This window comes from Prevotella sp. P2-180 (assembly GCF_002251435.1).
Lineage (GTDB): Bacteria > Bacteroidota > Bacteroidia > Bacteroidales > Bacteroidaceae > Prevotella.
The window spans coordinates 17,594-43,512 of the sequence record NZ_NPJI01000018.1; the positions used below are offsets into that span (position 1 = coordinate 17,594).

At 48.5% G+C, this 25,919-nt stretch carries 19 protein-coding genes; 3 read left to right on the top strand and 16 right to left on the bottom strand.

Annotated elements, in window-relative coordinates:
- Positions 1-78 precede the first annotated feature (78 nt).
- The gene (locus CIK98_RS02670) at positions 79-447 is read left to right on the top strand and encodes a thioesterase family protein (RefSeq protein WP_094382744.1); all 369 of its coding nucleotides are present in this window, start codon (positions 79-81) and stop codon (positions 445-447) included.
- A gap of 7 nt (positions 448-454) precedes the next feature.
- Here CIK98_RS02670 and CIK98_RS02675 read toward each other — a convergent pair whose 3' ends face one another.
- Complete coding sequence (locus tag CIK98_RS02675; RefSeq protein WP_253249619.1) at positions 455-2,251, bottom strand: heparinase II/III family protein; 1,797 nt, start codon at positions 2,249-2,251, stop codon at positions 455-457.
- Positions 2,252-2,485: 234 nt separating this feature from the next.
- Between CIK98_RS02675 and CIK98_RS02680 the strand changes: the two genes are divergently transcribed.
- Positions 2,486-4,507 (top strand): ATP-binding protein, encoded by a 2,022-nt coding sequence (locus CIK98_RS02680; protein WP_094382745.1) that lies wholly within the window; start codon positions 2,486-2,488, stop codon positions 4,505-4,507.
- A gap of 32 nt (positions 4,508-4,539) precedes the next feature.
- Here CIK98_RS02680 and CIK98_RS02685 read toward each other — a convergent pair whose 3' ends face one another.
- From CIK98_RS02685 to CIK98_RS02740, 12 genes are all read right to left on the bottom strand, one after another.
- Entirely contained in the window at positions 4,540-5,454 is a 915-nt protein-coding gene (locus CIK98_RS02685) for a glutaminase (RefSeq protein WP_094382746.1), read from the bottom strand.
- A gap of 157 nt (positions 5,455-5,611) precedes the next feature.
- The gene (locus tag CIK98_RS02690; RefSeq protein WP_094382747.1) at positions 5,612-6,661 is read right to left on the bottom strand and encodes a hypothetical protein; all 1,050 of its coding nucleotides are present in this window, start codon (positions 6,659-6,661) and stop codon (positions 5,612-5,614) included.
- Between the two features lie 58 nt (positions 6,662-6,719).
- A complete protein-coding gene (locus tag CIK98_RS02695; protein ID WP_172409788.1) occupies positions 6,720-7,820 on the bottom strand; it encodes a TlpA disulfide reductase family protein in 1,101 nt (366 codons plus the stop codon).
- A 28-nt stretch (positions 7,821-7,848) separates the two neighbouring features.
- Positions 7,849-9,444, bottom strand: a complete 1,596-nt coding sequence (locus CIK98_RS02700; RefSeq protein WP_094382749.1) for a PKD-like family lipoprotein — start codon at positions 9,442-9,444, stop codon at positions 7,849-7,851.
- A gap of 42 nt (positions 9,445-9,486) precedes the next feature.
- Positions 9,487-10,269, bottom strand: a complete 783-nt coding sequence (locus CIK98_RS02705) for a DUF4843 domain-containing protein (protein WP_094382750.1) — start codon at positions 10,267-10,269, stop codon at positions 9,487-9,489.
- A gap of 20 nt (positions 10,270-10,289) precedes the next feature.
- Positions 10,290-11,714, bottom strand: coding sequence for a RagB/SusD family nutrient uptake outer membrane protein (locus CIK98_RS02710; protein ID WP_094382751.1), 1,425 nt, complete (start codon positions 11,712-11,714; stop codon positions 10,290-10,292).
- 18 nt (positions 11,715-11,732) lie between these two features.
- Entirely contained in the window at positions 11,733-15,065 is a 3,333-nt protein-coding gene (locus tag CIK98_RS02715; RefSeq protein WP_094382752.1) for a SusC/RagA family TonB-linked outer membrane protein, read from the bottom strand.
- A 66-nt stretch (positions 15,066-15,131) separates the two neighbouring features.
- Positions 15,132-16,121 (bottom strand): FecR family protein, encoded by a 990-nt coding sequence (locus tag CIK98_RS02720; protein WP_094382753.1) that lies wholly within the window; start codon positions 16,119-16,121, stop codon positions 15,132-15,134.
- 27 nt (positions 16,122-16,148) lie between these two features.
- Positions 16,149-16,682, bottom strand: coding sequence for an antiterminator Q family protein (locus CIK98_RS02725; RefSeq protein ID WP_094382754.1), 534 nt, complete (start codon positions 16,680-16,682; stop codon positions 16,149-16,151).
- Positions 16,683-16,911: 229 nt separating this feature from the next.
- Positions 16,912-19,455 (bottom strand): TonB-dependent receptor, encoded by a 2,544-nt coding sequence (locus CIK98_RS02730; protein ID WP_141210372.1) that lies wholly within the window; start codon positions 19,453-19,455, stop codon positions 16,912-16,914.
- Between the two features lie 4 nt (positions 19,456-19,459).
- Positions 19,460-20,041, bottom strand: coding sequence for a FecR domain-containing protein (locus CIK98_RS02735; protein WP_094382756.1), 582 nt, complete (start codon positions 20,039-20,041; stop codon positions 19,460-19,462).
- A gap of 6 nt (positions 20,042-20,047) precedes the next feature.
- Complete coding sequence (locus CIK98_RS02740) at positions 20,048-20,536, bottom strand: sigma-70 family RNA polymerase sigma factor (protein ID WP_094382757.1); 489 nt, start codon at positions 20,534-20,536, stop codon at positions 20,048-20,050.
- 191 nt (positions 20,537-20,727) lie between these two features.
- On the opposite strand from CIK98_RS02740, the gene CIK98_RS02745 reads away from it, so the two are divergent.
- Positions 20,728-21,681 (top strand): SPFH domain-containing protein, encoded by a 954-nt coding sequence (locus CIK98_RS02745; RefSeq protein ID WP_253249621.1) that lies wholly within the window; start codon positions 20,728-20,730, stop codon positions 21,679-21,681.
- Position 21,682: 1 nt separating this feature from the next.
- Here CIK98_RS02745 and coaD read toward each other — a convergent pair whose 3' ends face one another.
- From coaD to pnp, 3 genes are all read right to left on the bottom strand, one after another.
- Positions 21,683-22,117, bottom strand: a complete 435-nt coding sequence (gene coaD / locus CIK98_RS02750; RefSeq protein ID WP_094382758.1) for a pantetheine-phosphate adenylyltransferase — start codon at positions 22,115-22,117, stop codon at positions 21,683-21,685.
- Between the two features lie 46 nt (positions 22,118-22,163).
- Positions 22,164-23,198, bottom strand: a complete 1,035-nt coding sequence (gene ruvB / locus CIK98_RS02755) for a Holliday junction branch migration DNA helicase RuvB (protein WP_094382759.1) — start codon at positions 23,196-23,198, stop codon at positions 22,164-22,166.
- Positions 23,199-23,350: 152 nt separating this feature from the next.
- Complete coding sequence (gene pnp, locus CIK98_RS02760) at positions 23,351-25,708, bottom strand: polyribonucleotide nucleotidyltransferase (protein ID WP_094382760.1); 2,358 nt, start codon at positions 25,706-25,708, stop codon at positions 23,351-23,353.
- Positions 25,709-25,919 lie beyond the last annotated feature (211 nt).

A 25,919-nucleotide genomic window follows, 5' to 3' on the forward strand; every position in this document is an offset into this window, starting at 1 on the left:
AAATCCTTTTTCCCCAAATAATAGAAATAAAATGCCTACCTTTGCACCAATTATTATATACAAACAGGATAAAAAAAAATGGAAATAGGTAAATCACACACCAGTTATTTGACAGTGGACGAAACAAACACTGCCATTGCCATCGGTTCGGGCGACATGCCCGTGCTGGCCACACCAGCCATGATGGCACTTATGGAAAATGCTGCCATGCTGGCAGTAAAGGATTGTATGCCGGAAGGACGCACCACCGTGGGCGGTCACATAGAGTCGTCACACCTGAAGCCGTCGCCTATAGGTGCGAAGGTGGAAGCCACGGCTGTGCTTGAGAAAATCGACGGAAAGAAGCTGCATTTCAAAGTTTCCGCCCGACAGGGTGAAACGCTCATCGGTGAAGGCACTCATCTGAGGTTCATCGTAGACCGCGAGCGTTTCATGAGTTCGTTATAAAAACAGCTCAACTTCCCTCTGCCTCCTTTATTACTTTAATCACGCTCCTGCCCTTGACGGATAGCACAATACGCCACAGGCCGTCGGGCCACATCGACTGCATCATCGGGTCAAACTTGTCGGCAAGGGGTTCCACCTTCACGTCTACCACGGCATTGTTCATGCGCAGGCGACAACTGCCGAGAAGTATGCCGCTTTCATCCACTTTCGGCTCAACGGCGGAAAGGAGCATAAGCTGCTGCGGAGCATTGCCGCGTGAGAGTTCATAACTGTCGTCTATGGTGACTATGCCACGACGGTCTATTGAAACCTTGCGCGTCCAGCGCTTCACGCCGGCACTGTCAGGATAAGCACCGGCAATGTCCATCTCCAACGCGCCTTTCCTGTATTTCACGTTGCGTGCGGCATACCGCTTGCCGTTCTTCTGGTCGCAGTTGTTTATCTTTGGAAGATTGTGATAGGCCGACTGCATGGTCCAGATGTCATATCTTCCCTTGCCGAAGGTTTGGGAGGTATACTCCCCTACTCCAGGGTCGACAAGCACAGGTTTTCCTCCGTCGTAAACCACAAAGCTGCCCACGTCGTTATGGTTGTGGCTCTCGTCGTTGTGGCCGCCCTTCATTGCCACAAACATGCCGTTTCGGCGCGCTGAGAATATCTGCAGGCGTGGCAGCCAGTTGTCAGCCATCTGCGGTTCGCGAGGCTCCACCTTGCTGAACTTGTCGAGCATGCTCAGAAACACCAGTTCCCGGCCGAGAGTAGGATAGTTGCCGCTTTTGTCATACATTCCCGAAGCGTCGCTCCAAAAGCCTTTTTCCCGGGCCACATAAGCGGCAAACTCCTGCATCGTCACGTCGCCGGTCATCACTCCGATGACATACATCACGTTTGGCTGCTGCACAAGGCGGTTACCATGAGAATCGGCGAAATTAAGGCAGTATCCGTCGGCAATGTATGTGGAATAGCAGTAGGAAGCCATACGCAGTAGCTTTGGAGATAGTTCTACCCTCTTCCCTCTACCCTCCAACGACAATATACAGTCGTACATCGAGGCGGCGGCACGGTCCCAATACGTCGGGCCCTCGTCGCATCCACCATCGTCGGGATAAGCATCCACAAAACATTTCATGGCGGCCTCTATCTGCGAGAAGGCTCTGTCGGCTCTCAACGTGTCGTGCTCACATTCAGTCACGCTTACCGCCCAATTTGAGCATATCCAGGGATTCCAGTTCATGCCGGCACGCTTCCACCAGTGGTCGTGCTCCAAGGCTGGAACAAGTATTCTACGCTCCATCTCTGTGTCTATCCTCTTCATCAAGAGCGGCGAAAACTCCTCCAGCTGCTTTGCGAGGGCTCTTTTTGTCCATGCCACGAGACCCGCCGTCTCGGCATTAAACAAATCGACGTTCTGGTCGTCTGGCAGCATTATCTTCGTACCGTAATGGGCAGGCAGTCCCCACCACGTCTCCTCCAGTGTACTCATCAGCCCATCTATGATGTCGCCCATGAAGCGTCCCTTGCCTTCAGCCACCTCTGCCATGACCAAAGCGGCAAGCTGCCTGCGCTTGGCAAACGTGGCAGCCTCATAACGGGTGCGGTTGCCATTGGTCTTGAACTCTGAAAACAACCGGGCACTGGGCGAAAGCCATGGCTTGCCCGCATACTGCTCGCCATAGCGTATGTAACTCTCGCGTACGTCAGGCCAAAGAGCAAGATTCCTTCTCACGGCATCCATCATCTCGTCGGCCATCACGTTCATGACCGACAGTGCCAATAAGGTAAAAGTAATGAATAGTTTGCGCATAGTTCTATATAAATTAATACAATATTGCCGTGCATATTAATACACGCCAATGCAAAAATACTGCTTTTTCTGATATTATAACCACACCTATTTGTTAAATATATATAAACGAGGAACAATTCCATTGAAAAAAATAACACTTTATCAGTTTTATTATTACATTTGCAGAAAAAACGAACAATATCCTACTCATTTCAACCATAACTGAAACAATATATATTAAAACAAAACAATATGAGATATAAGGAGAACAAATCATACCAACTCCTGAAAGAAATGGCATCCACAATGACAAGAACAATGAGGAAAATACTTGAAACGGACGATGTGGATGCTGTTGGGGACGAACTACTTCGCGACGTACTTAAAATGTACGGTGCAGGTAGGGTCTTTGTCATATATGAACAAAAAGGAAAACTCAACATTATTGAAACAGTTGCAGATGGAGTAGAGCCGTTCCCGAAAGATTTCTACAAAACATTCAAATGGCATGCCATTTGGAAAAACGCCATAGAAAACAATACTTATGTCATGATTGACGACGTGGAGACGCTTGGCGACGAATATGCCGATTTGCGCAGTGAACTCCTGAAACTCAAGGTGAGGTCACACGCGTCAGTCCCACTGAAGATAAAGCAACACGAAATAAAAGGAGTGCTCGGCATCGACTTCATGGACCAGACATACCACTGGGAAACCGACGACCTCGAATGGCTGTTCAACACTGCCAACACAATGCTGATGTGGCGACAACTCAAACTGTCGCAGGAAAAGGTAAAGGTAGAACGAGCCAATTCTGAAGACGTGCTTGAAAAAATGCCTATCGGACTGATCTCATTCGACATCGACGGAAATGCCACTCGCATCAATTCCAAGGCACTCGAACTGTTTGGGTTCAAGGACTTCAGCGTGCTTTCAAACTTCAACATCTTCACCTCGCCATTGCTGTGCAGCCAGACGAAAGACGAGATAAGACGCCGGCCGTACTACGACTCCTTCTTCTACTACCACCAAGGCTACTCGCCCGAGTCGCAGTCAAACGTGCCGCCCGAAAGCCGGACAATACGCATCGACACAAGATACAGCAAGATATACGACAACGACGGCAACCACCGCGGCTACCTCGGAGCATATATCGACCGCTCCGTCGAGACATCAACCGACGAGAAAGTGCGCGACCTCGACGATATCATATCCATGACCGCCGAAGTGGCACAGATAGGATATGCCAGAATAAACATCATGACCGACGTGGGATATGCCACCCGACAATGGTATGTCAACAACGGAATGGCAGTCAACGACCAGTATCGCGGACTCGATTTCTTCACCAGAGCCCTTCATCCCGACGACCGGCATCTGATCACCGACTTCCGCGAGGCGGCAAAACGAGGCGAAAACCCCAAGCTGCAGGCACTGGTTAGAGTAAACGAAAAAGACGGCCACTGGGACTACCAAAAAGTGTTCTCGGCGGTCACGAAATTCGACCCCGAACACAACGTGGTGGAAGTAAGCGCAATAACACAAAACGTGACCGAACAGATAGCCATGGAACAAAACCTCATTGAGGCAAAGGAACGAGCCGAGTCGGCCGACAAGATGAAGACGGCATTCCTCGCGTCGATGAGCCATGAGATACGCACACCGCTGAACTCCATCATAGGCTTCTCACGACTTCTGTGCCAGGACGACATAAACAAGAAAGACAAAGGTGAAATAGTACAAATAGTAGAGAAAAACAACCAAATGCTGCTGCAGATCGTCTCCGACCTGCTCGACCTTTCGCAACTCGAGGCGGGAAGCATGCAATTCTCACAAGACGACGTTGACGTCAACAAGCTCTGCAACGACGTTGCCATGTCTACTATGCTGAAGGTGAAACAAGGCGTAAAGGTCATCACCCACTGCGGCAAACCACAACTTACGATAAAGAGCGACCTCGGCCGTCTGACCCAAGTATTGGTAAACTTTGCAAGCAACGCGGCGAAGTTCACATCCGAAGGCCATGTGAAGATAGGATACTTCTTAGTGGGCACCGACACCATACACTTCTACGTGGAAGACACCGGCATCGGCATTCCACCCGAGATGCACTCCCGCATATTCGACCGTTTCACCAAGGTCAACGCCTTCTCCCAAGGAGCGGGCATAGGACTTGAGATAAGCCGCGCCATCACCCACCACCTCGGCGGCGAGATTGGCGTCGACAGCGAACCGGGCAAAGGCTCCACATTCTGGTTCGAGCTGAAGATGTGATTTACTGTATCCTCAACGAATGGCTTTACCTCTCAGAACACCGACTCCTCAGTCATGGTAGTGAGCAGCTCAAGCATCTTCATGCCCACCACCGAATTACCCTTGGCATTGAGCCTTGGACTCCACACCGCCACCGAATAGTTGCCCGGACACACGGCGGCAATGCCTCCCCCCACTCCACTTTTCCCGGGAAGTCCCACAAGGAAGGAGAAGTCGCCAGCCTCGTCGTAAAACCCGCATGTCTGCATCACGGCATTCATGCGCTTCACCTGCGACGTGGTAAGCCTCACGCCCGAATGACAGAACTCACGCCTATGGTCGGCAAAGGGCAGGAAAGCCTGCGCAAGCTGGCAGCACGTCATCTCTACACTACAAATACGATAATAAAGCCTCAGCACACGGTCTATGTCGCCTTCGAGGTTGTTATGAAACTTCAGCACATTGGCTATTGCCGCATTAAGATAGCCACAGGAATATTCAGAAAGGGCCACCTCATCGTTATAGCCGATGGAAGTGTCGTTTGAAATGGAACGAACGAAACATATAAAATCCTCTTCAGGATTCTCCAGGCGCGAAGCGAGAATGTCAGCCACTACTATCGCCCCCGCATTGATAAACGGATTGCGTGGCTTTCCGAATTCCAGTTCGAGCTGCACGAGCGAGTTAAACGATGCACCCGACGGTTCCCTTCCCATCCTTTTCCACACCTTGTCGCCTTCGAGGCTCAAAGCCATGGCGAGCGAAAACACCTTTGATATGCTTTGAATGGAGAATCTCACGTCAGAGTCTCCCACTGCATATCGTCTCCCGTCGAGCGTCTCTACACACATTCCCGTCTGTTCGGGGTTTACCTCGGCAAGAGCCGGGATATAAGTCGCCTGTCGTCCCATTGCCTGCATCGGCAACACAGTCTCATAGATTTCATTGATTATTTTCTGGTAGTTCATAGACTTCATGGTTTTTCACTTGTTTTCTATTTCTTTTTTTGGTTGGTGCAAAGGTAATGTCTTTTTCCGTTATAAACAACATTTTCCCATTATTTTTTATAAAAGAAAGCTCCCCGTTTTTACTCGGAGAGCTTTCGCGTGTATAATAAAAGAGTATTTACTTAGCAATGTATTTCTTACCATTGCGGATGTAGAGACCGCCACTCACCGGCTTCACTTTCATGCCTGAGAGATTGTAAACAGGAGCGTCGGCATTGTCTGTTGACTCAACAGAAGTGATGCCTGTTGAAGGACCTCCATCACCCCATTTGATAGTAGCTGTGTAGACAGCGGCAGGATTGAGGTCGTTGTAGTACTTGTAATAATCAGAACAGATGACCATTGTGCCACCCTCTTCACCGATGTCGAATGATGAATTTTTGAAATCGGGAGAGAAGGCTATGGCGTCGTTTTCAACAACAAACGACAGATACCATGCTCCATTACCTGGATTTACATAGCTTGGCGAACCCCATGTGTATACAGCATCCTTCATGGATATTTTCTTTGTCTCGGCATTGTAGGTGAACTTAATCTCCTTGCCTTCCTTCACATAGTCTCTGAGCACATAGTGGTCGTCGAAGACGTCGATGTAGCAATTGCCACTCTGTGCAGTGGTCCATGTGCCGTTGTCGTAGGTGGCAGTGAAGGTCTTAAGAGGAGCATCGCCAGCTGTTTGGGGAGTGAGGGTGGACTTTCCGTAAGCATAAGCGGTTCTGCTTCCTTTTGCGCCATAGAACGCAGCCCACTCATTAATTTTAATTTCAGAGGCAGAGGCATTGAACGAACCTGTAACCAATGCGTCCTCAACGGGAGTTACCGTGCTTCCTTCCATAGTGTAGGGACGGAATGCGAAACCTATTCCACCGCTAGGGAACTGTTTGTCGGTGATGCTGAATGTCATCGTTGCGAGGTCGACAGTAGCGGTCATGTCAACATTACAGTTTGCGAAGTTGGTAAAAGTGATGGTCTTGTCGTCAACCTTCTTGATGGTCATAGTGTAGGTGTCAAAAGAGGATTCAACGCCCTGGATGCCTCCAGCCGTAAGCTTTGTCTTGCCTTCGGTAACGGTTTTGTACTCTCCCACGAGGTCATCCACTGTGATAGCCATCGACTTTGGAGCTGCTGCCACGAGCAGCGCTGTGATAAATAGATAGAATTTCTTCATAATGTAATTTTGTATAATTTTGATTATTTAATTACTAATATGTTGTTTTTCTCTTTTTTTACTTAAACAAGCTGGCAATGAACTTCTCAAGTTCCTCACCCCTTAGTCCCTCAGCCAATATGCGGTTGTCGGCATCAAGGATGAAGAGCTGCGGTATGGCGTGAATCTCATACACGTCAGTGACCACCGAGTTCCATCCCTTCAGGTCGGAGATGTGAATCCATGGCAGCTGGTCTTTTTCTATTGCCTGCTTCCAAGGGTCAAGCTTAGCGTCGAGCGAGACGCTTATGATTTCGAGTCCCTGGTCGTGATACTTTGAGTATATCTTCTTCACATTGGGATTTTCAGCACGGCATGGGCCGCACCACGACGCCCAAAAGTCGAGTATCTTCACCTTTGCCTTCACTCCATGGATGGAGAGAGGTTTGCCTTCTGGAGTGTTCATGGTGAGGTCGGGAGCTATGCCTCCCACTACAATACTCGAGATTTTGTCGTACCAGGGCTTCATCAGTTTTCCATACACGGTGGCACGGGCGTGTTCGCCCAGCATCGCGTATTTTGCGGGAAGTGTCTTGGTGCCCACGAGCTCACGCAGCCTGCGTCCGAGGATTGTGGCACTTACGATGTTGTCGTTAGCTTTGATAAACTCATCCTCCAATGCACTGTATTTGTCGTTGTACATCTGCATCATGCCCTTCACCTGTATGCGTCCGAAGGCAGGGTCGGAGGCATATTCTTTCTCCATCATGCGCTTCACTGAGTCTGCCTCATAAATGAGTGCGTACTCTTTTTCGCGGAATGACGTAGCGAGCTGCTGCATCTCTCCTCCGCCTTTTACCTTATAGGCTGCAGGATGCTTTGCGTCTACCGACACTTCGGCTGTTGCAGCCTCAAGAATCAAGGGCACGGCTACACGAGTGTCGTAAGCACGCAGTTCTGCCGACACGGGCTCGCTAATGTTGCCTTTGTAATCGAAAGAGCCATCAGCCTTTACCGATGTGGCGAGTGTGTCGATACCGCCTTTTAGATTGGGCGCCACAAGCACTATGCGGCCACTGTGGTTTGCCACCTTTCCCTTTACCCTGTAAGTTGCCGCCATAGCGTGGCTCATGGCCACGAACGACAATGTCGTTACGGCAATAATTGCTTTGTGTTTCATCGTATTTCTTTTTATTGTTTTAAGTATGTTATTTTTTACGTTCCTTGTATGCAATGTCGACAATGTCGCCAAGTCCCTGATACTCCTTGAGCTTAACAAGTGGAGCCATGAGGTTTGGCACCTCATACATTCTCACCACTCCACAGTCGGCCTTGTCGGCACCGTCTTTTGTAGTGCCCACAACGAGCTGATAGCCACGCTGGCGCTCCCAGTCTTCGTAAGACTCCCATGCCACCATTGGACAGAACTTGATGCACTTGATGGTTTCTCCCGGGAAGGAGAGCACCTCCTTGGCCTGCTCTTCGGGATGACCCATGTCAAACTGGTAGATGGTGTTGTTTGATACATAGAAGATGTATGGGAACTGGTGGTTTATGGCATACATTGTGGCAGTGGCGAGCCCGTTGCCGAGTACTTCGCCATAGTAGTGCTGCACGTTGTACTCCTCGTATGTTCCCTCTTCCCACCAGTAAGAGCCTGGAGTATAGTTTGCCCTGAGTTCGAAGCAATAGAAATACAGGCGGTTGTCGGCAGGGTCACGCAACAGTGAATATATGCGGCCGTCCTTGGCAGACTCCATCCACACTATGTCGCGGCCTGTCTGGGCAGTGAACATGGTGGCACCGCTGAAAGCGATGGGCGACGGATAATGGGAGTTGTTGCGGATGACGAGAAACTGGCGGTTGGTCATGTCATAGAGTACGGCCGGTGCACAGCCATATCCTCCGCTATATACATTATTATAACTTACGCCAACAAACGGGGCGGCCTTGAAATCCTTAGTGCCGTCAACCTTGTTTACAGGAAACTCAAACACACTGTTGTTGACCGAGCGGTCGAGCACATAAACCTCATTCTTCTCGTTCACCAATACCCAAAGGTTGTTGATGGAGAATTGCGACATGGCCGAAGCTTGTACTCTCAGTCCCTCAGGCGGAATACCGAAACGCCATTTCAGTTCGTTGTCCTCACCTGCATGAAGGTCGGTGACATCAAGATTGTATGTTGACTTGTCGGTCACGAGCAGTGCGGCAGTCTCATAAATAGTATAATTGAAGATGATCTTTTCCGGACGTCCTGGGTTGAAATCCGACGACTGCCAAACATCGTGGGCAATGAGGTCGTTGTCGGCGTCTACATTAAAGATGATGTCCATACGCGAGCGTCCGTTGTTGTCGCAGAGCACCATCCATCCCTCGCTGGTAGTCGACTTCACACGCAGTTTGAAACTTGCAGTGGTACATAGTCCGTTGTCTTTGTCCTTTACAATAAAGAACACCGAATAGTCTCCCGGTTCCCATGTCACAAGTTGGTCTATTTTCCTCTCCCGTGATATTATGGTGGCATCAATGTCTTCTATTTTGTCGAAGTCCACTCCTGCCGGCATCATCTTCCAAGTATACTCATAGTCATTCTCAGAGTTCTTCCCCATAGAAGAAGAGATTTGCGGGTCGATGACAAGATGGTCGATAAACGACACCTTTGTCATTGTCTCCCCTGTCTTTATGCCGCTGATGGTAACCTCGTTGATGGCATGATAGTCGTAGTTGCCCTTATCTTCTGCACAGGAGATAGCAAGAGCCGCCACAACGGCCGCTATGATTGCAATAAACGTTTTTCTCATGATTGTAATCTTTTTCTTGTTCGTGGAATACTGTTATATGAATCAAAAGCCCTGGGAGTCGGGTCCCATGACCATGAGGCTGCCGTCGTCCTCGTACTGAGGATTCTCGTTCAGCCATCGCTGCATGTACCTTCCTGCAAATTTCAGGTAACCGGCCGACAGGCCAGTGACGATATCCTTCATCCATAACTCACGGTCGATCTCCATTACATCACAGATGAGAATGGCCTTCTTCATGCTCCATGTGCCGAAATATTGCACACCATAGTACGACCACCACGTAGGTATCGGAAAGTTCTCGTCGATATAGATGGCGCGCTGATAGTCGAGAGCTCTTGATTCGACTGTAGTGTCGTTGACTATCTGCGACCCATATCGTGTATATATGAAGGCGAGTTCGTCGTTCTCGACAAGTTTTATAGCAAACCGCACTGGCTTGTTCTGTATATCGGCAGAACGCTTGAGTTTCACACTGATGGTGGTCTCTGCCTCTCCGGCCTTTATGGTATGTTGTTTTGCTATCGGCTCATAGTGAATGCCTTCTATGGCAGCACTGTCGTCGCCTTCCCTTGTCACCACCTCAACGTTGAAACTTCTGTCGTGGTCGGCTACATTGCCTATTAGCAACACCTTCAGGTCGATAGTCTGTTCGGTGACTTCACTGTTTTTCAGTCCCCAGTGTACACTTACTGTGTCGTCAATCATTCCGTCTGTATCGAAATAGATGCCGTCTTTACCTGTGTAGTTCATCAGTTCCTTCTCACACGATACCAGAGCCGTGGCAAGAAGTATTGCTCCGAATGTATATAAAATGATTCTTTTCATGCCTGTTTTCTCCTTATATGTTAGTTGTATTTCGTTTCACTGTCAGGTATTGGCAGCACATATTTGTCTACGCTAATCTTTGTCTCGCCGTAGGCTGAGATGGCATCCTTGATACTGGTCATCTGGCGTCGCTTGTACCAGAACCACAACTGTCCCTCGCCCCAAAATTCCTTTCGACGTTCTATTTTGATGTCGTAGTCGTCAGCAAAGTCCTGGCTACGTATGCCACGATGGTTGCGGAACTCGTTGAGATAGGCCAGACGCTCGCTTTTCACCGTAGATAGTTCGGCGGCAATAAGGTAGGCCTCGCTGACACGGAGCATCGGTATAAGCTGGTTGCAGAGAGAGTCGGACGACTCACCCTGATACTTGTTGAACACACTGTATTGAGTACCAGAAATCTCCACCTGATTCTTCAGTGACGAAGAGTATCTGTAGTCCACCTGGTCGTTTTCAAATATCTGCTTTGCCACGTCTGTTCTTGGGGCAAGGAGTGTAGAGAGTTTCAGGTTGGAACCATCGAAAAGACTTGTGTAAAGATTGTTTCGCTGAAGGTTCTGCAAGCCGAAGATCACCTCTGAAGTAAATACCCTGTCAGGTGTTGCGGCGGTAAGCCTGCCTGGTTTTATCCAAGGGAAGTGGCTTTCCTGCACTTCTATAACCTTCTTTGCATACTCTAATGCTTTCTCGTCGTCGCCCTTGGTGTAGTATACACGCATGGCGAGAGCCTGTACTGCATAATAGTTCATACGCAGGTTGCGGTACTTTAGGAAGTCGTCTCTGGTATCGCCGGCAACACCATATTCTATCACTGGGTCTATTCCGTTGAGAAGACTGTCTGCATCGTGTATGTCCTTTTCGAGTCGAACGAAAAAGTCCTTCGGTGTGAGCTGCGGCTCCACGTCGAGGGAGAACAAAGTGCGGTAAGGTATGGTCTTCACCGTAGACTCCTCGTCATATGCAGGCCCGAAAAGTCGGAAGAGGTCGAAATGCAGATAGGCGCGCAGGGCCAGTGCTTCTCCGCAGATAAGGCGATAGTTATTGCCTGTGAGCACATCCTTGTGGGTTTCAGCATTGCTGATGATGGCATTGATGTTTGCAATGAGCGTATACGACGTGTTCCAGATGTTCTGTATGATGCTTTTGGCATCGGATCCGTCGTATCTGAAGAGCATATATTCCTTCACCGACTTGTTTTCGTCGCTCACTGCATATCTCTGTGCAAGCACTTCCACGAAGCCACAGCTCAGGTTACGCCCGTAGATGGCGTCGCGGTTGAGTTCCACGTATACACCGTTAAGCGCTTTCTTGAATCCTGACTGGGAAGAGAAGTTGTTCTCCTCGGCAATGCGGTCGCTTGGCTGTATGTCAAGCCAATCGTTGCACGATGTGAGGAAGGCGGTAAGAATCGCGGCAGCCAATATGTGATTTATTATTCTTTTCATCGTTATTGCGTTTTGGAATTAGAAATTCAGTGACAAAGCCATAGAGATACTGCGTGAGAACGGATAGCTCGTACCACGTTCTTCCTTCACTGTGGCCCAACGGGCAATGTCGTTCATGTATGCGCTGAACGTCATGCCTTGTAATCCCATCTTCTTCATCAAGGTATAGGGCAACTCATACGACACGCGTATGGACTCAATGGTGAGATAATTATTGACAGAGACAAAACGTGACGACATCGGCGTGGATTCGGTTCTCGAAATGCCTTTGAACTTTGCTATGTCTCCAGGTTTCTGCCATCGGTCGTAGAGTGCACGACGGTCTTGGTTCTTTGCAAGTGCCGAACTTGAGATATTCTCCACTTTGTCGTAGAGTGTGCTGAGGAAGGTGTCGCCTCCAAGACTATATCTCATATAAATGCTGGCCGAGAAGCCTTTGTAATAAAATACATTACCGAACACTCCTTCTACATCGGGACGTGTGTCGCCCACCTCCACCTCGTCGTCGTAGGAATGGGAGAATGTGTAGTTGCCGCTCTTGGTTATGAAAATTTCCTTACCTGTGGCGGGGTCGATGCCTGCCGACCTTACTGCCCACAATGCCGAAGGGCTTCCACCGTCGTAGTAGCGGGTCATGTTTTTGGTAAGGTTCTCGTTGTTATACTGGGCAAGTGTTGAACCAATATTCTCATAGTGAGAGCGTACATGGCTGAACGAGAGCGATGTCGTCCAGTTCATCCTTTCCTTCGGACGATAGATGAAAGAGTAGCGTATGGTTCCGTTGAAACCGTCGGTCACTTGCTTTCCGATATTTGCAAGACGGCTGGTTACGCCGACAGAGGCTGGTATACCAATTGAGGCAAGCAGCGGGTCGGTATTTTTGTGAAACACGTCGATGTTGAGGTGCAGACGGTTTAAAAGGCTGACATCAAGACCGACGTTCATGTCGATGGTCTTTTGCCATGCAAGGTCTGGATCGCCGATGGCGTCGATGAGAAGTCCGGTACCGAAGTTATTGGTCATCCAGTTGTTAAACTTATAGGTGGTGAGCGTGTTGTAAGAACCGAAGTTCTGGTTTCCCGGATTACCTATCGAACCTCTTATTTTCAACATCTGGAAAAGCTCTGTGTCCTTCATGAATTTCTCATTGTGGATATTCCATGCTAAACCCACAGCCCATGTGTTGGAGAACTTTCTGTTTGTGCCGAACACAGAAGAACCGTCCAGACGATAGTTGACATCCAGAAGATAACGGTTGTCGAAAGAGTAACCGCCATTGAAATAGAAGTTTGCCGTACGGTTTTTGGAGTCATAATAGGTGGGCTTGCCACTTTCGGTATACTGGTTGGCGAACCCCGGAGTGGTGAAGTTGCCTTCAGGGAATCCCACTGCCGAGAATCCCTTTGACTGGTCGCTGCTTTCACGTATTGACGCTCCTAATACAGCATTAATCTGATGTTTCTTTGCAAGCAGCTGGCCGTAGGTTGCTGTAACGTCGCCGTCGTAGCTGAACCCGTCGCTGCGTTGGTTGGAATAAGAGCCCTTTTTCAGCACGTCAACTTGGTCGTAAGCTGTATTTTCGGGAGACACGAAATTCTCGCTTTCGTTTGTTTCCTTGGTAAGCCCTAAACGGGCACGTATCCAAAAGAAGTTCCATGGTCGGTATTCCATGCTGAAATTGTTTCTCACCCCAAAGCTCTCGCCCCTGTCATAGCTGTTCAGCTGGTCGTTGTACATAGGGTTGCCCACAATTACTGAAGCATCGGTAGTGCTCATGGAGTTTTCCTTATATTCTAGCCATTTGCCTATTGTTCCGTCTTCCTCATACTTTGGATAATAAGGGTTGGCTGAAGCATATTCTGAGAAAGAGACGGTAGGATTGGTATGCTTTGTCACGTTGACGGTCATTTTGTTTGAAAACGTCAGTTTGCCTACACGATAGAGCACGTCGATGTTTCCGCTGAGGATGTCACGTCCAGACTTCTTCATCACACCATCGATCTTGTTGTAGCTTACTCCTAATGAATAGCGGAGTTGCTCGTTACCACCCTGTGCGCTTATGAAATGGCGTTGGTTGAGACCTGTGCGGAGAGGCTCTGACAGCCAATAGGTGTCTACACCCTTAAGCACGTTTGACAGGAGTTTGTTATAGCGAATCTCCTGAAATTCCTGATAGTCTGCTATGTTTGAGGTGAAATTGCCGGCAAGGCGTTCAAACTCCAGTTTCTCCGCAGCATTCATAAGATTGTAGTCGGTAAGGTCGGCCCACGACACGTTGAAGTTGCCGCTATATGAGAACTTCAGTTTACCCATTTCCGGAGCCTTTGTTTCTACTACAACGACACCATTGGCTGCCTTTGCTCCATAGATGGCGGTAGAGGCGGCATCTTTCAGCACTGTGACAGAGGCGATGCGGTCCATGCTGAGGTCCATAATGCTTTGGAGGGTGGTCTCAAAACCGTCGAGGATGAACAATGGTTGGTTTGGGTCTTCGCCAAACGTCTCCTTCAGTCCCACAATACTTGTCTTTCCACGTATTTCCAAGTCAGGAAGACGGTTAGGGTCAGAACCGAACTCATTGTTCTCAAGCACGGTAAAGGCAGGATCGAGGGTCTTGAGACTCTGGATGAGGTTTTGGTTACCCACAAGTTTCAGTTCTTCAGCATTATATGTCTGTGAAGAACCGGTAAAGCTCTCCTTCTTTCTTGAATAGATACCGGTAACCACCACCTCGTTGATGGTAGTGGCATCGTCCTTCATGTTAATTACGAGATTGTTGATGTCGTGCTTGCCGTTGAAAATGTAAGTGGCATCCTTCATTCCAATGAACGAAAACTGAAGCTTTGTAGTGCGGCCTTGTGGAAGGTAAAGCGTGAAACTGCCGTTAGCTCCTGTTACAATGGCAGTCTGCATACTTGGTACTTTTACAGAAACACCAGGTATGCCTTCACCGTCTTGATCATACACTTTTCCACGCACAGTCAACTTATTAAGAGTGGTGACTTTAGGCGTGGCTTCAGAATTTGTGTCTTTCTGCTTCTTGGGGAATACGGTGACAAACTTTCCTTCAACACTATATGCAAGCGGCAGATTACCGATGACAGTGTCGAGCGCCTTGTGGATGTCTTTTGACGATGTATTCCCCTGAGCCTTAAGGTTCTTGACGTCGCTTTGGGCATAGCTGATACGATAGCCCGTTGTTTTCTCGATTTTCCGGAATGCGGAAACTAACGGCTCGCCTTCTTTCTGCTGAACTGAGTTAACTGCAGCTGTCAAGACGGGCATGACCGACGGAGAAACCAATAATAAAGCGGCCAATAAGACCTTTTTGATGGTGGATGTCCTTGTCATACTATTTTTGTTTAGTTACTAATTTGTACGATATGAAATCGGACAAATTGTAATTTCGGGCACCCCCTAATCAACAAAAATAGTGTTTTTTTCTATATTTACCTTAATATTTGCAATTGTTGAGAGCATATTTACGGCTTCTTCCACATTTTTACGACGATCGTAAACGAAATGGTATCGATTATTGAGTTCAGGAATGTCACGACTCACTACCGACATATTGTACCAACTGCCAATGCTAACGAGTATATTCTCAAGGCTATCGTCTTCGAACAGTTCTATACCATCGCGCCAGCATATTATGTTCTCAACGTCAACTTCTGTCTTGAAAACAGTATCACGAGACACTACTGCCGACTCGTTTGGCAAAAGACTTGCCAATACTATGCCCTCGGCATTATCCACATCTACACGACCGCTCACCAAGGTAATTCGTGGACTGGCATCTGTTGCATCAATATTAAACTCTGTACCGACAACCCTCGTCGCAATATTTCCGGTTGTCACTACAAAAGGATGCGCTGCATCAGGAGCAACTTGAAAATACGCTTCACCCTTCAGCCTTACCTCTCGACGCTTTCCAAAGCGAGTAGGATACGATAACTCTGCTCCTGCATTCAGCCAAACCTTACTGCCATCGGGCAAATGAAGATGAAAGTCTTTTGTAGAAGGCACAGTGATTGTCTTCCATTCAATTTCCTTGTTTTTGGCTACGGTCTCTGTCAGCGAGTCCTTTTCCACTATTACTGTCTTGTTTCCTGCAGTCATTACGACAGTACCTTGGTTGGCTTTAGCAGTATACACCACCACATCATCCTTATACTTATCCACATATCTCCATACCAAGACACTGACCGCCGCCACGAGAGCAATACAAGCGGCACTTCTCATTATATTAATAATATATCTCCTTCGCTTCTGTTTTGAAAGCCTCTTGGCAAGACGATTCCATTCCCGTTGCGATTCTTCGCTGCGGTCAATATTATTTAGTAAAGCCTCGGTAACAATTTGTTCTACTTCAGGCGACATTTCTTCATTAAATTCTTCAGTACTCATATTCTATATTTTATAATGAACTCGTTGTCATTGCCAAAATAGGTACCACAAGATAAGGTTTTTTATCATATTTTCACGAATGAACTTAAGTCCTTTCATTATATGCTTTTTTACAGCACTCTCGCTAATTTCCATTTCAGCAGCTATATCACTATACTTCATACCACTCAAATAATGAGTGGTGAGAATTTTTCGGGTCTTGGGGGTTAGTTTTGCAATAAGGCTTAACACTTCGTCTATTCTGCTGTCATGTTCATCAGCTGTCTCACTTTTGGAAGCGAAATGCTTGACGTATTCGCTATATCGGTCGTGGACAGACAATTTTCGGAAATAATCGGCACATTTGTTTCTAACTATCATGTAGAGATAATTGCGCATTTCCTCCTCACTCAAGTCACGACAAGAGTGAAATAGCTGCTCAAACGCGTCCTGGACGATATCTCTTGCCACTTCCTCATTTTTCACAAGGCTTAGGGCTTGACTGATGGTCCGTTGGTAGTTTGAGATAAAAAAGTGTTTAAACGCGTTCTCTCCCATTAGATTCATTAGTGCTGAAAACATGGTTATATAACCTTGTTTTAATTTATTCGGCAAAGATAGGTACTTTTTTCCTATTTCTCAAATCTTTTATGATATTTTTTGCAATACAATATGAAATTGTATCATTTGCATAAGTTTGAAAAGACGTTGATGAAATACATAAAAAAAACGGTCTGCCTTTACGCATGCCAATAAAAACATGCGTATGCAGACCGTAATAATTGGAAAATTGAGGGTCTTTCGTGACTTTTCAGAGTGTTCCCTTGTCCCAGTCGCGGTTGTCGATCTTCTTTTCTACATTCTTCTGCTTGCCGGAGAAGAGGTTGTAACTCAGGCTGAGACACACCATGGAGCGCTGGTCGGGTATCTCGTTCCAGTGGCGGAACTGGAGGATGTCGTTGGGCAATGTCTCTGACTCGTAGTGAGGAGTACGCAGGAAGAAGACGCTCGTAAGCTGGAGTTTCAGCTGCTTGTGCTGATAGAAGGCGGATAGCTCGCTGTTGTTCTCACACTTGTGAAGGAACGGGCCGTTGATGCTTTTCGTCACGGTGTTGTAATACCAAGAGGCACCGAAGCGTCCCTTGCGGAATCCTATCTCCCAGTTGACGGGAAGACGGAAGTGGGACTGGCGGCCTACGATGTCGCTCTTGTATGTGTCGTTCCATGCGCCTACATACACTCCGATGGTGAAGAGTTCGGACTTGAACGGCTTCAGCCTGCCCCACACCATTCCGCCGTACTGCAGCTCGTAGTTGCCGTTGAGCGGCGACATGACGATGCAACGGTCGTCGCCCACCTTGTCCCACTTGAAACTGCTGCAGATGGGGTTGGAGATGTAATCAAAGAGGGCTTGGGTGTAGAGGTCGAAATAGGGATGGGAGAGATTGAGCGAGAGGATGGCGCAGTTGTCGTTGCCTGACTCGAGATATGGATTTCCGGTCTCGACGAGTCCGGGGATATATATCTTCGCGCTGTTGCTGAGCTGGGAGATGGACGGCAAAACGGGGTTTGACCTTACCTCAAACTGCACTTGGCCGTTCTTTATAGGATAGGACAGAACGAGCTTGGGGGTGAAGTAGAACTTGGAATAGTCGGTCACGTCGTTGTCGGTGTTGACGTATGTTCCTCCTACGCCGAGCCTGTATGACATCTTGTTGAGTTTTCCGCCGATTTCACCGTAGAAATAGTGGTTGTCGTTGTGGGATGTGTAGGAATACTCGTTGTAGTCGGAGAGCATGTTGCGTATCTTGTAGTCTGATTTGGCGAGAGTGGCTTTATATCCAAGCGAGAGATTGGTTGGGCCCCAGGTCTTGGTGTATGCCACTTCGCCGATGAGAGAGATTTTGTCGTTTTTGGCACGCATGTCGTCGTCTATCAGCACTTCATTGGCATCTGAAGTCCACTGCTTGTTATGGTCGTTCTGGGAGTTGTGATAGTAGGTTCCGATTACGTCGACGGTGAGTTCCTGGTTGCCGTTGAGCTTCTTGTTGAGGTATAGGTCGAGCGAGGGGCCGAAGCTGCGCACCTTTCTCTCCTGGCGTCCTTCTCCGTCTTGCCACAGCGGGTTGTTGTGTGCCTCTATCTCGTTGTCGGTGCGCCAGAACTGCGTGAAGATGTTTGGCGAGAACTTTGTCTGGAATGTCAGGTCGTTGTCCTTATTATAAATATACTTGAGGTTGAAGTCTTGGGTGCAGTAGCCGAAGTGGTAGTTGCCACGGTAGAGATAGTCGGATACGGTGGTTCCATCGGTGAACACATACGTGTCTTCGCTCTCGCAATTGGAGTTGTTGCGATACTGCATGCTGTAGTCGAAGGCTATCTGGTGGTTGCCTTTGTTGTAGCGCACGTAGAGGTTGGTGTTGTTGAATGCCACCCAGGCTGCCTGCATCACGTCGAAGCCTGTGGCATAACCGGCGTCAAGGGGTTGGGTCTTGATGTTGATGAGTGTGCCTACATCGGCATATCGTGCCGGTGGAACGGTGTAGTATTCCACATTCTTGATTTTGTCTACTGGTATGGACTTGAGGTCGTTGTCGGTGGCTTCCACGCCGTTTATGAGTATCTTCAGCGTCTTGCCGGTCATGGTGTTGAGCTTGCCCGTGAGTGCGTCGAAGCGGAGGCCTGGAAGGGAGGTGAGTATTTCCTGTGTCTGTCGTGCGTTCTTCTTCTGTTCGTCGGTGAAGGTGAAGATGGAGCGGTCTACCTTGTCCACTCGGTGATGTCCCTTCACCACCACGCCGTTGATGGCATACTGGTCGCCTTGCATGTCTATCGTTCCGGCATCGCCGATGGCGACAGTGCGCTCTACGGGCTTGAATCCGATGCAAGTGACGCGCATGAGGGCCTTGCCCAGGTTGCATGGAATGACAAACTGGCCGTTTTCGTTGCTCACGCCTCCGGTTACGAATGTCGAGTCTCCAAGCGCGAAAAGCTGGATGTTGGCAAACACTACAGGTCTTTGGTTTTCATCGACGAGCTGCCCCGTAAGCCTTCTTTGGCTTTTGTCGATACACTCCACCGAGATAAGGCTGTCGCCAATGTGCATGGATATTGGGTAAAAGCCTATCACGTCGCGTAGGGCGTCTACCACTGGGCGGTCGTCGAATTGCTTGGTGACCGTGAAGTCCTCAAGCTCGTTGTAGATGAAGCTGATATGGTAGTGTGATGATGCGCGGTCGAGGTCGATGAGTACTTTCGACAACGATGTGTCATGATAGTTTCGTGACAAGCGCTGGGCATTTCCCGTTAAGGGCAGTGCCATAAAGAGTAGTATTATTGATAAAAAATGGTTCATAATGTTAATCCACCGTAAGGGTGTCTCCGTTTTTTGTTATATTGATATTGTCGAATGAGTTGAGGTCCTCTATTACCTTTTCCAGTCCGCGTCGTGTGTCGAGGCGGAAATACAGGCGGAGGCCATCAGCCTTTGCCGACTTGTAGTTTACATTTAGATGATACACGGCAGCCAGTTCTGTCAATATCTGCTTTAGCGTGACGTCTTCGTATGTCTTCACTATTACAGTTGGTTCAGCGCTTTCTGTCGTTTGTTTCCTTACGTTTTTTTCCACTTGCTCAACAGTTGTCGGGGCGGCTTTGTCGGTTGTCTTTTGTTCTGTTTTGCCAAAAAGTCCTGTTGAGACGGCGGCGTAAGCCAATCCGGAGAGCAGGCACACTCCCACGAAAACGGCGGCAATCTTCCGTATCATCGTCCCTCTCGATGTCTTAACATTAGTATTGAGTTCGAGAGCGGCATTTATCTCGCATATTGTGCGATAGATTTTCCGTCCTTCATCGTCGTCGATAAGGAGTTGTCTGAGTTCATCTTCCGAGTATTGGTCGGGATGTTCCGTCATGTGAATTATTTTTCTTGTCTTGTCCATTGTCGTTTAAGGATTAAATTTCTGTTTGAGTTTAATAATCGCTTTTGATAGATGCTTATAGACAGCTGTTTCGCTGATGCCTAATTCGTTGGAAATCTCACGGTATTTGAGACGCTGTTGGTAGTGCATCCTTACGATGCGTGCTGTTTGTGGCGAGAGTTTGGTGTCGATATACCTGCTAATCTCTACCACCCTGTCGGTTTCTTTGTCGAAGGAAGGTGGTTCGACATTATCGTCGAGCCTTGCGAGTTGCCTGACGCGTTCGTATATGGTTTTCCTTTTCAGTATGTTCATACACCGATTGCGGAGACAGGTCATGAGCACTGCTTCCACATTATCGTCATGCAAGGTTATCTTTCCGTTAGCCATGTCGGCAAACACATCGGCCACAGCATCCTCAGCCTCTTGTCGGTTGCCGAGAATGAGTTGTGCCACGATGTTCATTTTTGTTGAATGGTCAACGAAAACCTGTCCAGCGTCTATACTTACGTTCATTTTTTTCTTTTTGTATCTATAACAATCGAAAAGGGAAAAACCTAACCCCCAAACTGCTTTTTTTTTAATAAAAACGCAGAAAAAGTTCTAATATTATTAAAAAAGAGGATTATTCTGTAGTTTTTGTAGTAATTTTGAAGTCAAAGAGATGAGTACATGTGAAACTAAATATATAATATAATAGAATAAAAATGGAAGAAAAGAAAGAATTTGCCTTTGGTGGCATGACATTAAACGGTTTTCTGATGCTCTTCGTGGCATTGTTTATGACATTCGGTTCTATAGGATTAGGTATATGGGCCGGAATAGAAGAAGTGGTGGCATTTGTGGTGTTGGCCATTATCGTGTTCATCACAAGCCTCTTTGTTTGGGGCGGATTTCTCATGCTGGAGCCTAACGAGGCTCGGGTGCTGCTGTTTTTCGGTAAGTACAGGGGTACATTCACACGCACGGGCTACTTCTGGGTGAACCCGTTTCTCACCTCAAAGAAGTTGTCGTTGCGTGCACGTAACCTTGACGCGGAACCGATAAAGGTGAACGACAAGACTGGTAATCCGGTGATGATTGGCCTGATGCTGGTATGGAAACTCAAGGACACTTATAAGGCAATGTTTGAGATTGACTCGCAGACCATTGCCGGTGATCCTGCAAAAAACGGACAGGTGGTCGGGGCTAATGTAGCAGGAGTGATGAAGGCATTTGAGAATTTCGTGAAGATTCAGAGCGACGCCGCCCTGCGCGAGGTGGCAGGAAAATATGCCTATGACGACGATTCTGACAACGCCGACGCCATCACTCTGCGCGACGGTGGAAACGAGATAAACCAGCAGCTTGAGGAAAAGCTCGACGAACGTCTGTCGATGGCGGGAATAGAGGTAGTGGAGGCACGCATCAACTATCTCGCTTACGCTCCGGAGATAGCCGCCGTGATGCTACGCCGACAGCAGGCAAGCGCCATCATCACTGCCCGCGAAAAGATAGTAGAGGGCGCCGTGTCGATGGTAAAGATGGCTCTCGACAAACTTTCTGCCGACGGAGTGGTCACTCTCGACGACGACAAGAAGGCTGCCATGGTAAGCAACCTTATGGTCGTACTCTGCGGCGACGATTCCGCCCAGCCTGTAGTAAACACGGGAACAAACTAAGTCAAGGCAGGAAGCGGCTTACGTCCTGTCCGAAATGTATGAGTTCGCGCACCATGCTAGACGACACCGCGGAATATCTTGGGTCGGCATAGAGCAACAGTGTTTCTACGCCCGACAACTGGCGGTTGATGTCAGCCTGGTCGCGCTCATATTCAAAGTCTTTTACTGAACGTACACCTTTTATTATATAGCTTGCATTCTCACGACGGGCGAAGTCGATGGTAAGGTCATTATATGTTTTCACCTCAACCTTCGGCTCGTCGGCATATATGGCCTTTATGGTCTTCATACGTTCTTCTTCACTCTGCATATAACTCTTCCGCTCGTTCACCCCAATGCCAATGACAATGTGGTCGAAAAGAGGAAGGGCGCGACGCAGTATGTCGTCATGCCCTATCGTATATGGGTCAAAACTGCCTGTAAATATTCCGGTCATACATCAACTTTCAACTTTTAAACTTTCAACCTTTCAACTTTTCAACCTACTCGAACTCCAGTTCCAACTCTTGCGAATAGATATTTCGTCCGAAGTGCTTGTAAGCGAGCTCGGTCACCATTCGTCCACGTGGAGTGCGCTTTATGAAACCTTCCATAATGAGGTATGGCTCGTATACCTCTTCCACTGTACCTGCATCCTCGCCAATGGCAGTGGCGATGGTGGTGACACCCACAGGTCCACCCTTGAACTTGTCGATAATGGTAAGGAGTATCTTGTTGTCGGTCTCGTCAAGTCCATAGCGGTCGATGTTGAGTGCCGTGAGCGAGAGTTTTGTGATGTCGGTGTCTATACGTCCGTTACCCTTCACCTGTGCGAAGTCGCGAACTCGCCGCAGCAGGGCGTTGGCAATACGTGGCGTACCTCGGCTACGACGGGCAATCTCCATTGCCGCCTCATAGTCAATGGGCACCTTCAATATGCTGGCCGACCGAAGCAGTATGCGTGCAAGGGTTTCGGGATCATAATACTCCAAGTGAAGATTGATGCCGAAACGGGCGCGCAGAGGAGCGGTGAGTAGTCCGCTTCGTGTGGTTGCCCCAACAAGGGTGAAAGGATTGAGGTCTATCTGGATAGAGCGTGCTGAAGGGCCTTTGTCTATCATGATGTCGATGCGGTAGTCTTCCATGGCGGAATAGAGATATTCTTCCACCACAGGAGAAAGACGGTGTATTTCGTCTATAAACAACACGTCGTTTTTCTCTAATGATGTCAGAATGCCGGCAAGGTCGCCAGGTTTGTCGAGCACCGGACCGCTTGTAATCTTGAATCCCACTCCCAGTTCGTTGGCAATGATGTTGCTCAGCGTGGTCTTTCCCAGTCCCGGAGGTCCGTGAAGAAGCGTATGGTCAAGTGGTTCACCACGATATTTGGCAGCTTCGACAAACACCTCAAGGTTCTCAACCACCTTGTTCTGTCCGCTGAAGTCGCTGAAGTTTAGAGGTCGCAAAGCATTCTCATAATCCTTTTCCGCCGGAGTGAAATGCTGCTCTTCGTGTATATCGAAATTATCGTTTGCCATAGGTAAATGAAGAATGAAGAGTGAAGAATGAAGAATGTTTTAAATGAAGAGTGAAGAATGAAGAATGAAGAATGAAGAATGAAGAATAGGCTGCGCACAATCTGCGTTTATCTCATTCTTCATTCTTCATTCTTCACTCTTCATTTACATGCTTAGAAATCCAACTTGTCAAGAGAGTCGTTGAAATCTCTTGGCTCGCGATTCTCAGGATATTCATTGAAGTCGGGACGAGGACGACGCTCAGGACGCTCGCCACGAGGACGACGCTCGCCTCTCTCAGGACGCTCAGGACGAGGACGACGCTCTCCTCTCTCCGGGCGCTCGCCTCTCTCCGGGCGCTCGCCACGAGGACGACGCTCAGGACGCTCCTGATAGTCGGCTGGCTTCTCAATCAACACGCGGTGAGACAGTTTGTACTTGCCTGTCTTCGGGTCAATCTCAAGCAGTTTCACCTTTATCTTGTCGCCTTCCTTGATTCCAGCCTCTTCAACAGTCTCAAGGCGCTTCCAGTCTATCTCGCTGATGTGCAGCAAGCCATCCTTGCCCGGGAGAATCTCCACGAAACATCCGTAAGGCATTATGGAACGTACTGTTCCCTCATATATCTCGCCTACCTCAGGAATGGCCACAATGGCGCGAATCTTTGCCAAGGCTCCGTCGATGCTCTCCTTGTTTGGACCGCTCACCTGCACCTTGCCCACGCCGTCAACCTCGTCGATGGTGATGGTTGAGCCAGTGTCTTCCTGCATCTGCTGGATAATCTTACCGCCAGGGCCGATGACAGCACCGATGAATTCCTTCGGAATCTCGATCTGCACGATGCGTGGAACCTGAGGCTTCAGTTCAGCACGAGGCTCTGCAATAGTGTCGGTAAGGCACTTCAGGATGTGCTCGCGTCCGGCCTTAGCCTGCATGAGCGCCTTCTCAAGTATCTCGAACGACAGTCCGTCGCACTTGATGTCCATCTGTGTAGCAGTAAGACCATCTATGGTACCAGTGGTCTTGAAGTCCATATCGCCGAGGTGGTCCTCATCTCCAAGGATGTCGCTCAGCACAGCATACTTCTCCTCTCCAGGATTCTTGATAAGACCCATAGCTATACCGCTGACAGGCTTCTTCATAGGCACACCTGCATCCATAAGGGCGAGAGTACCGGCACAAACGGTAGCCATTGAAGAAGAGCCGTTTGACTCGAGAATCTGGCTCACGAGACGCACTGTGTAAGGATAGTCCTCAGGTATCTGTCCCTTCAGGCCGCGCCATGCGAGGTGTCCGTGGCCAATCTCGCGGCGGCCTACGCCACGCTGTGCCTTTGCCTCTCCTGTACAGAATGGAGGGAAGTTATAATGAAGGAGGAAACGCATGTATCCCTTGTCGAGCACGTCGTCCACCATTTTCTCGTCGAGCTTGGTGCCAAGCGTACATGTGGAGAGCGACTGTGTCTCACCACGGGTGAAGATAGAGCTTCCGTGTGGCATTGGCAGCGGGCTAACCTCACACCATATAGGACGTATCTCGTCGGTCTTGCGGCCGTCAAGACGAATGCCCTCGTCGAGAATGCAACGGCGCATGGCGTCGCGCATCACATCGTGGTAATAGCGGTCGGCCTCGGCAGCTTTCTCCTCGAGTTCGTCTTCGCTGAGATCGCTGTGAGCCTCAACATACTTAGCCTTAAAGTCTTCAATAATCTTGTCGAAAGCTTCCTGACGGGCATGCTTGTCAAGAGCTTGTTTTGTAACATCGTAAACGGGCTGATAGAGTTCCTCGTTGATTTGCTTGCGGAGTTCCTCATCGTTGATTTCATGGTCATACTCACGCTTCACGTCCTTACCCAGCTCCTTTGAGAGCTCAGCCTGCAACTCACACATAGGCTTGATGGCCTCCATTGCAGCCTTCAATGCTCCGATCATGTCTTGTTCCGACACCTCTTTCATCTCTCCCTCCACCATCATGATGTTTTCAGCCGATGCACCGACCATGATGTCCATGTCGACATCTTTCATCTGCTGGAAAGTAGGGTTGATGACATATTCACCGCCAATACGTGCTACACGCACTTCACTGATCGGGCATTCGAAAGGAATATCTGAACATGCCAGTGCTGTTGAGGCGGCGAAGCCTGCAAGGGCATCGGGCTGGTCAACACCATCGGCTGACAAGAGCATCACATTGACATACACTTCAGCGTGGAAGTTGGAAGGGAAGAGCGGACGGAGCACACGGTCGACAAGGCGCGATGTGAGAATCTCATTGTCACTTGCCTTGCCCTCGCGCTTGGTGAAACCACCAGGGAAGCGTCCTGCTGCTGCATACTGCTCTCTGTAGTCTACCTGCAGAGGCATAAAATCTGTACCCGGAACGGCATCTTTTGCGGCACAAACGGTGGCCAAAAGAACGGTGTTGCCCATGCGGAGCACACAAGAACCGTCGCACTGTTTTGCCACTTTTCCGGTCTCGATGGTGATGGTTCTTCCATCAGCCAGCGAAATTGTTTTCGTAATTACGTTCATCTAAAATTTTAACTTATTGTTTAGTTACATCAAAAATCGCACAAAAGTAATAATAATAAATGTAATAACACCATCTTTTCACACATTTCTGCTTGTTTTTGTGTTTTTTTATGAAATCGGCTTCTTTTTGGATTTAAGAATTGAAATGCTAACATTTTATAATTTTTCGGCGAAATAACACTTCATCTCCGCAATAATTCGTACATTTGCA

What these genes read in the sequence shown, in the direction of transcription:
- CIK98_RS02670 (WP_094382744.1), top strand. Translation starts at nt 79, where the DNA reads ATGGAAATAGGTAAATCACACACCAGTTATTTGACAGTGGACGAAACA.
- CIK98_RS02675 (WP_253249619.1), bottom strand. Translation starts at nt 2,251, where the DNA reads ATGCGCAAACTATTCATTACTTTTACCTTATTGGCACTGTCGGTCATG.
- CIK98_RS02680 (WP_094382745.1), top strand. Translation starts at nt 2,486, where the DNA reads ATGAGATATAAGGAGAACAAATCATACCAACTCCTGAAAGAAATGGCA.
- CIK98_RS02685 (WP_094382746.1), bottom strand. Translation starts at nt 5,454, where the DNA reads ATGAACTACCAGAAAATAATCAATGAAATCTATGAGACTGTGTTGCCG.
- CIK98_RS02690 (WP_094382747.1), bottom strand. Translation starts at nt 6,661, where the DNA reads ATGAAGAAATTCTATCTATTTATCACAGCGCTGCTCGTGGCAGCAGCT.
- CIK98_RS02695 (WP_172409788.1), bottom strand. Translation starts at nt 7,820, where the DNA reads ATGAAACACAAAGCAATTATTGCCGTAACGACATTGTCGTTCGTGGCC.
- CIK98_RS02700 (WP_094382749.1), bottom strand. Translation starts at nt 9,444, where the DNA reads ATGAGAAAAACGTTTATTGCAATCATAGCGGCCGTTGTGGCGGCTCTT.
- CIK98_RS02705 (WP_094382750.1), bottom strand. Translation starts at nt 10,269, where the DNA reads ATGAAAAGAATCATTTTATATACATTCGGAGCAATACTTCTTGCCACG.
- CIK98_RS02710 (WP_094382751.1), bottom strand. Translation starts at nt 11,714, where the DNA reads ATGAAAAGAATAATAAATCACATATTGGCTGCCGCGATTCTTACCGCC.
- CIK98_RS02715 (WP_094382752.1), bottom strand. Translation starts at nt 15,065, where the DNA reads ATGACAAGGACATCCACCATCAAAAAGGTCTTATTGGCCGCTTTATTA.
- CIK98_RS02720 (WP_094382753.1), bottom strand. Translation starts at nt 16,121, where the DNA reads ATGAGTACTGAAGAATTTAATGAAGAAATGTCGCCTGAAGTAGAACAA.
- CIK98_RS02725 (WP_094382754.1), bottom strand. Translation starts at nt 16,682, where the DNA reads ATGTTTTCAGCACTAATGAATCTAATGGGAGAGAACGCGTTTAAACAC.
- CIK98_RS02730 (WP_141210372.1), bottom strand. Translation starts at nt 19,455, where the DNA reads ATGAACCATTTTTTATCAATAATACTACTCTTTATGGCACTGCCCTTA.
- CIK98_RS02735 (WP_094382756.1), bottom strand. Translation starts at nt 20,041, where the DNA reads ATGGACAAGACAAGAAAAATAATTCACATGACGGAACATCCCGACCAA.
- CIK98_RS02740 (WP_094382757.1), bottom strand. Translation starts at nt 20,536, where the DNA reads ATGAACGTAAGTATAGACGCTGGACAGGTTTTCGTTGACCATTCAACA.
- CIK98_RS02745 (WP_253249621.1), top strand. Translation starts at nt 20,728, where the DNA reads ATGGAAGAAAAGAAAGAATTTGCCTTTGGTGGCATGACATTAAACGGT.
- coaD (WP_094382758.1), bottom strand. Translation starts at nt 22,117, where the DNA reads ATGACCGGAATATTTACAGGCAGTTTTGACCCATATACGATAGGGCAT.
- ruvB (WP_094382759.1), bottom strand. Translation starts at nt 23,198, where the DNA reads ATGGCAAACGATAATTTCGATATACACGAAGAGCAGCATTTCACTCCG.
- pnp (WP_094382760.1), bottom strand. Translation starts at nt 25,708, where the DNA reads ATGAACGTAATTACGAAAACAATTTCGCTGGCTGATGGAAGAACCATC.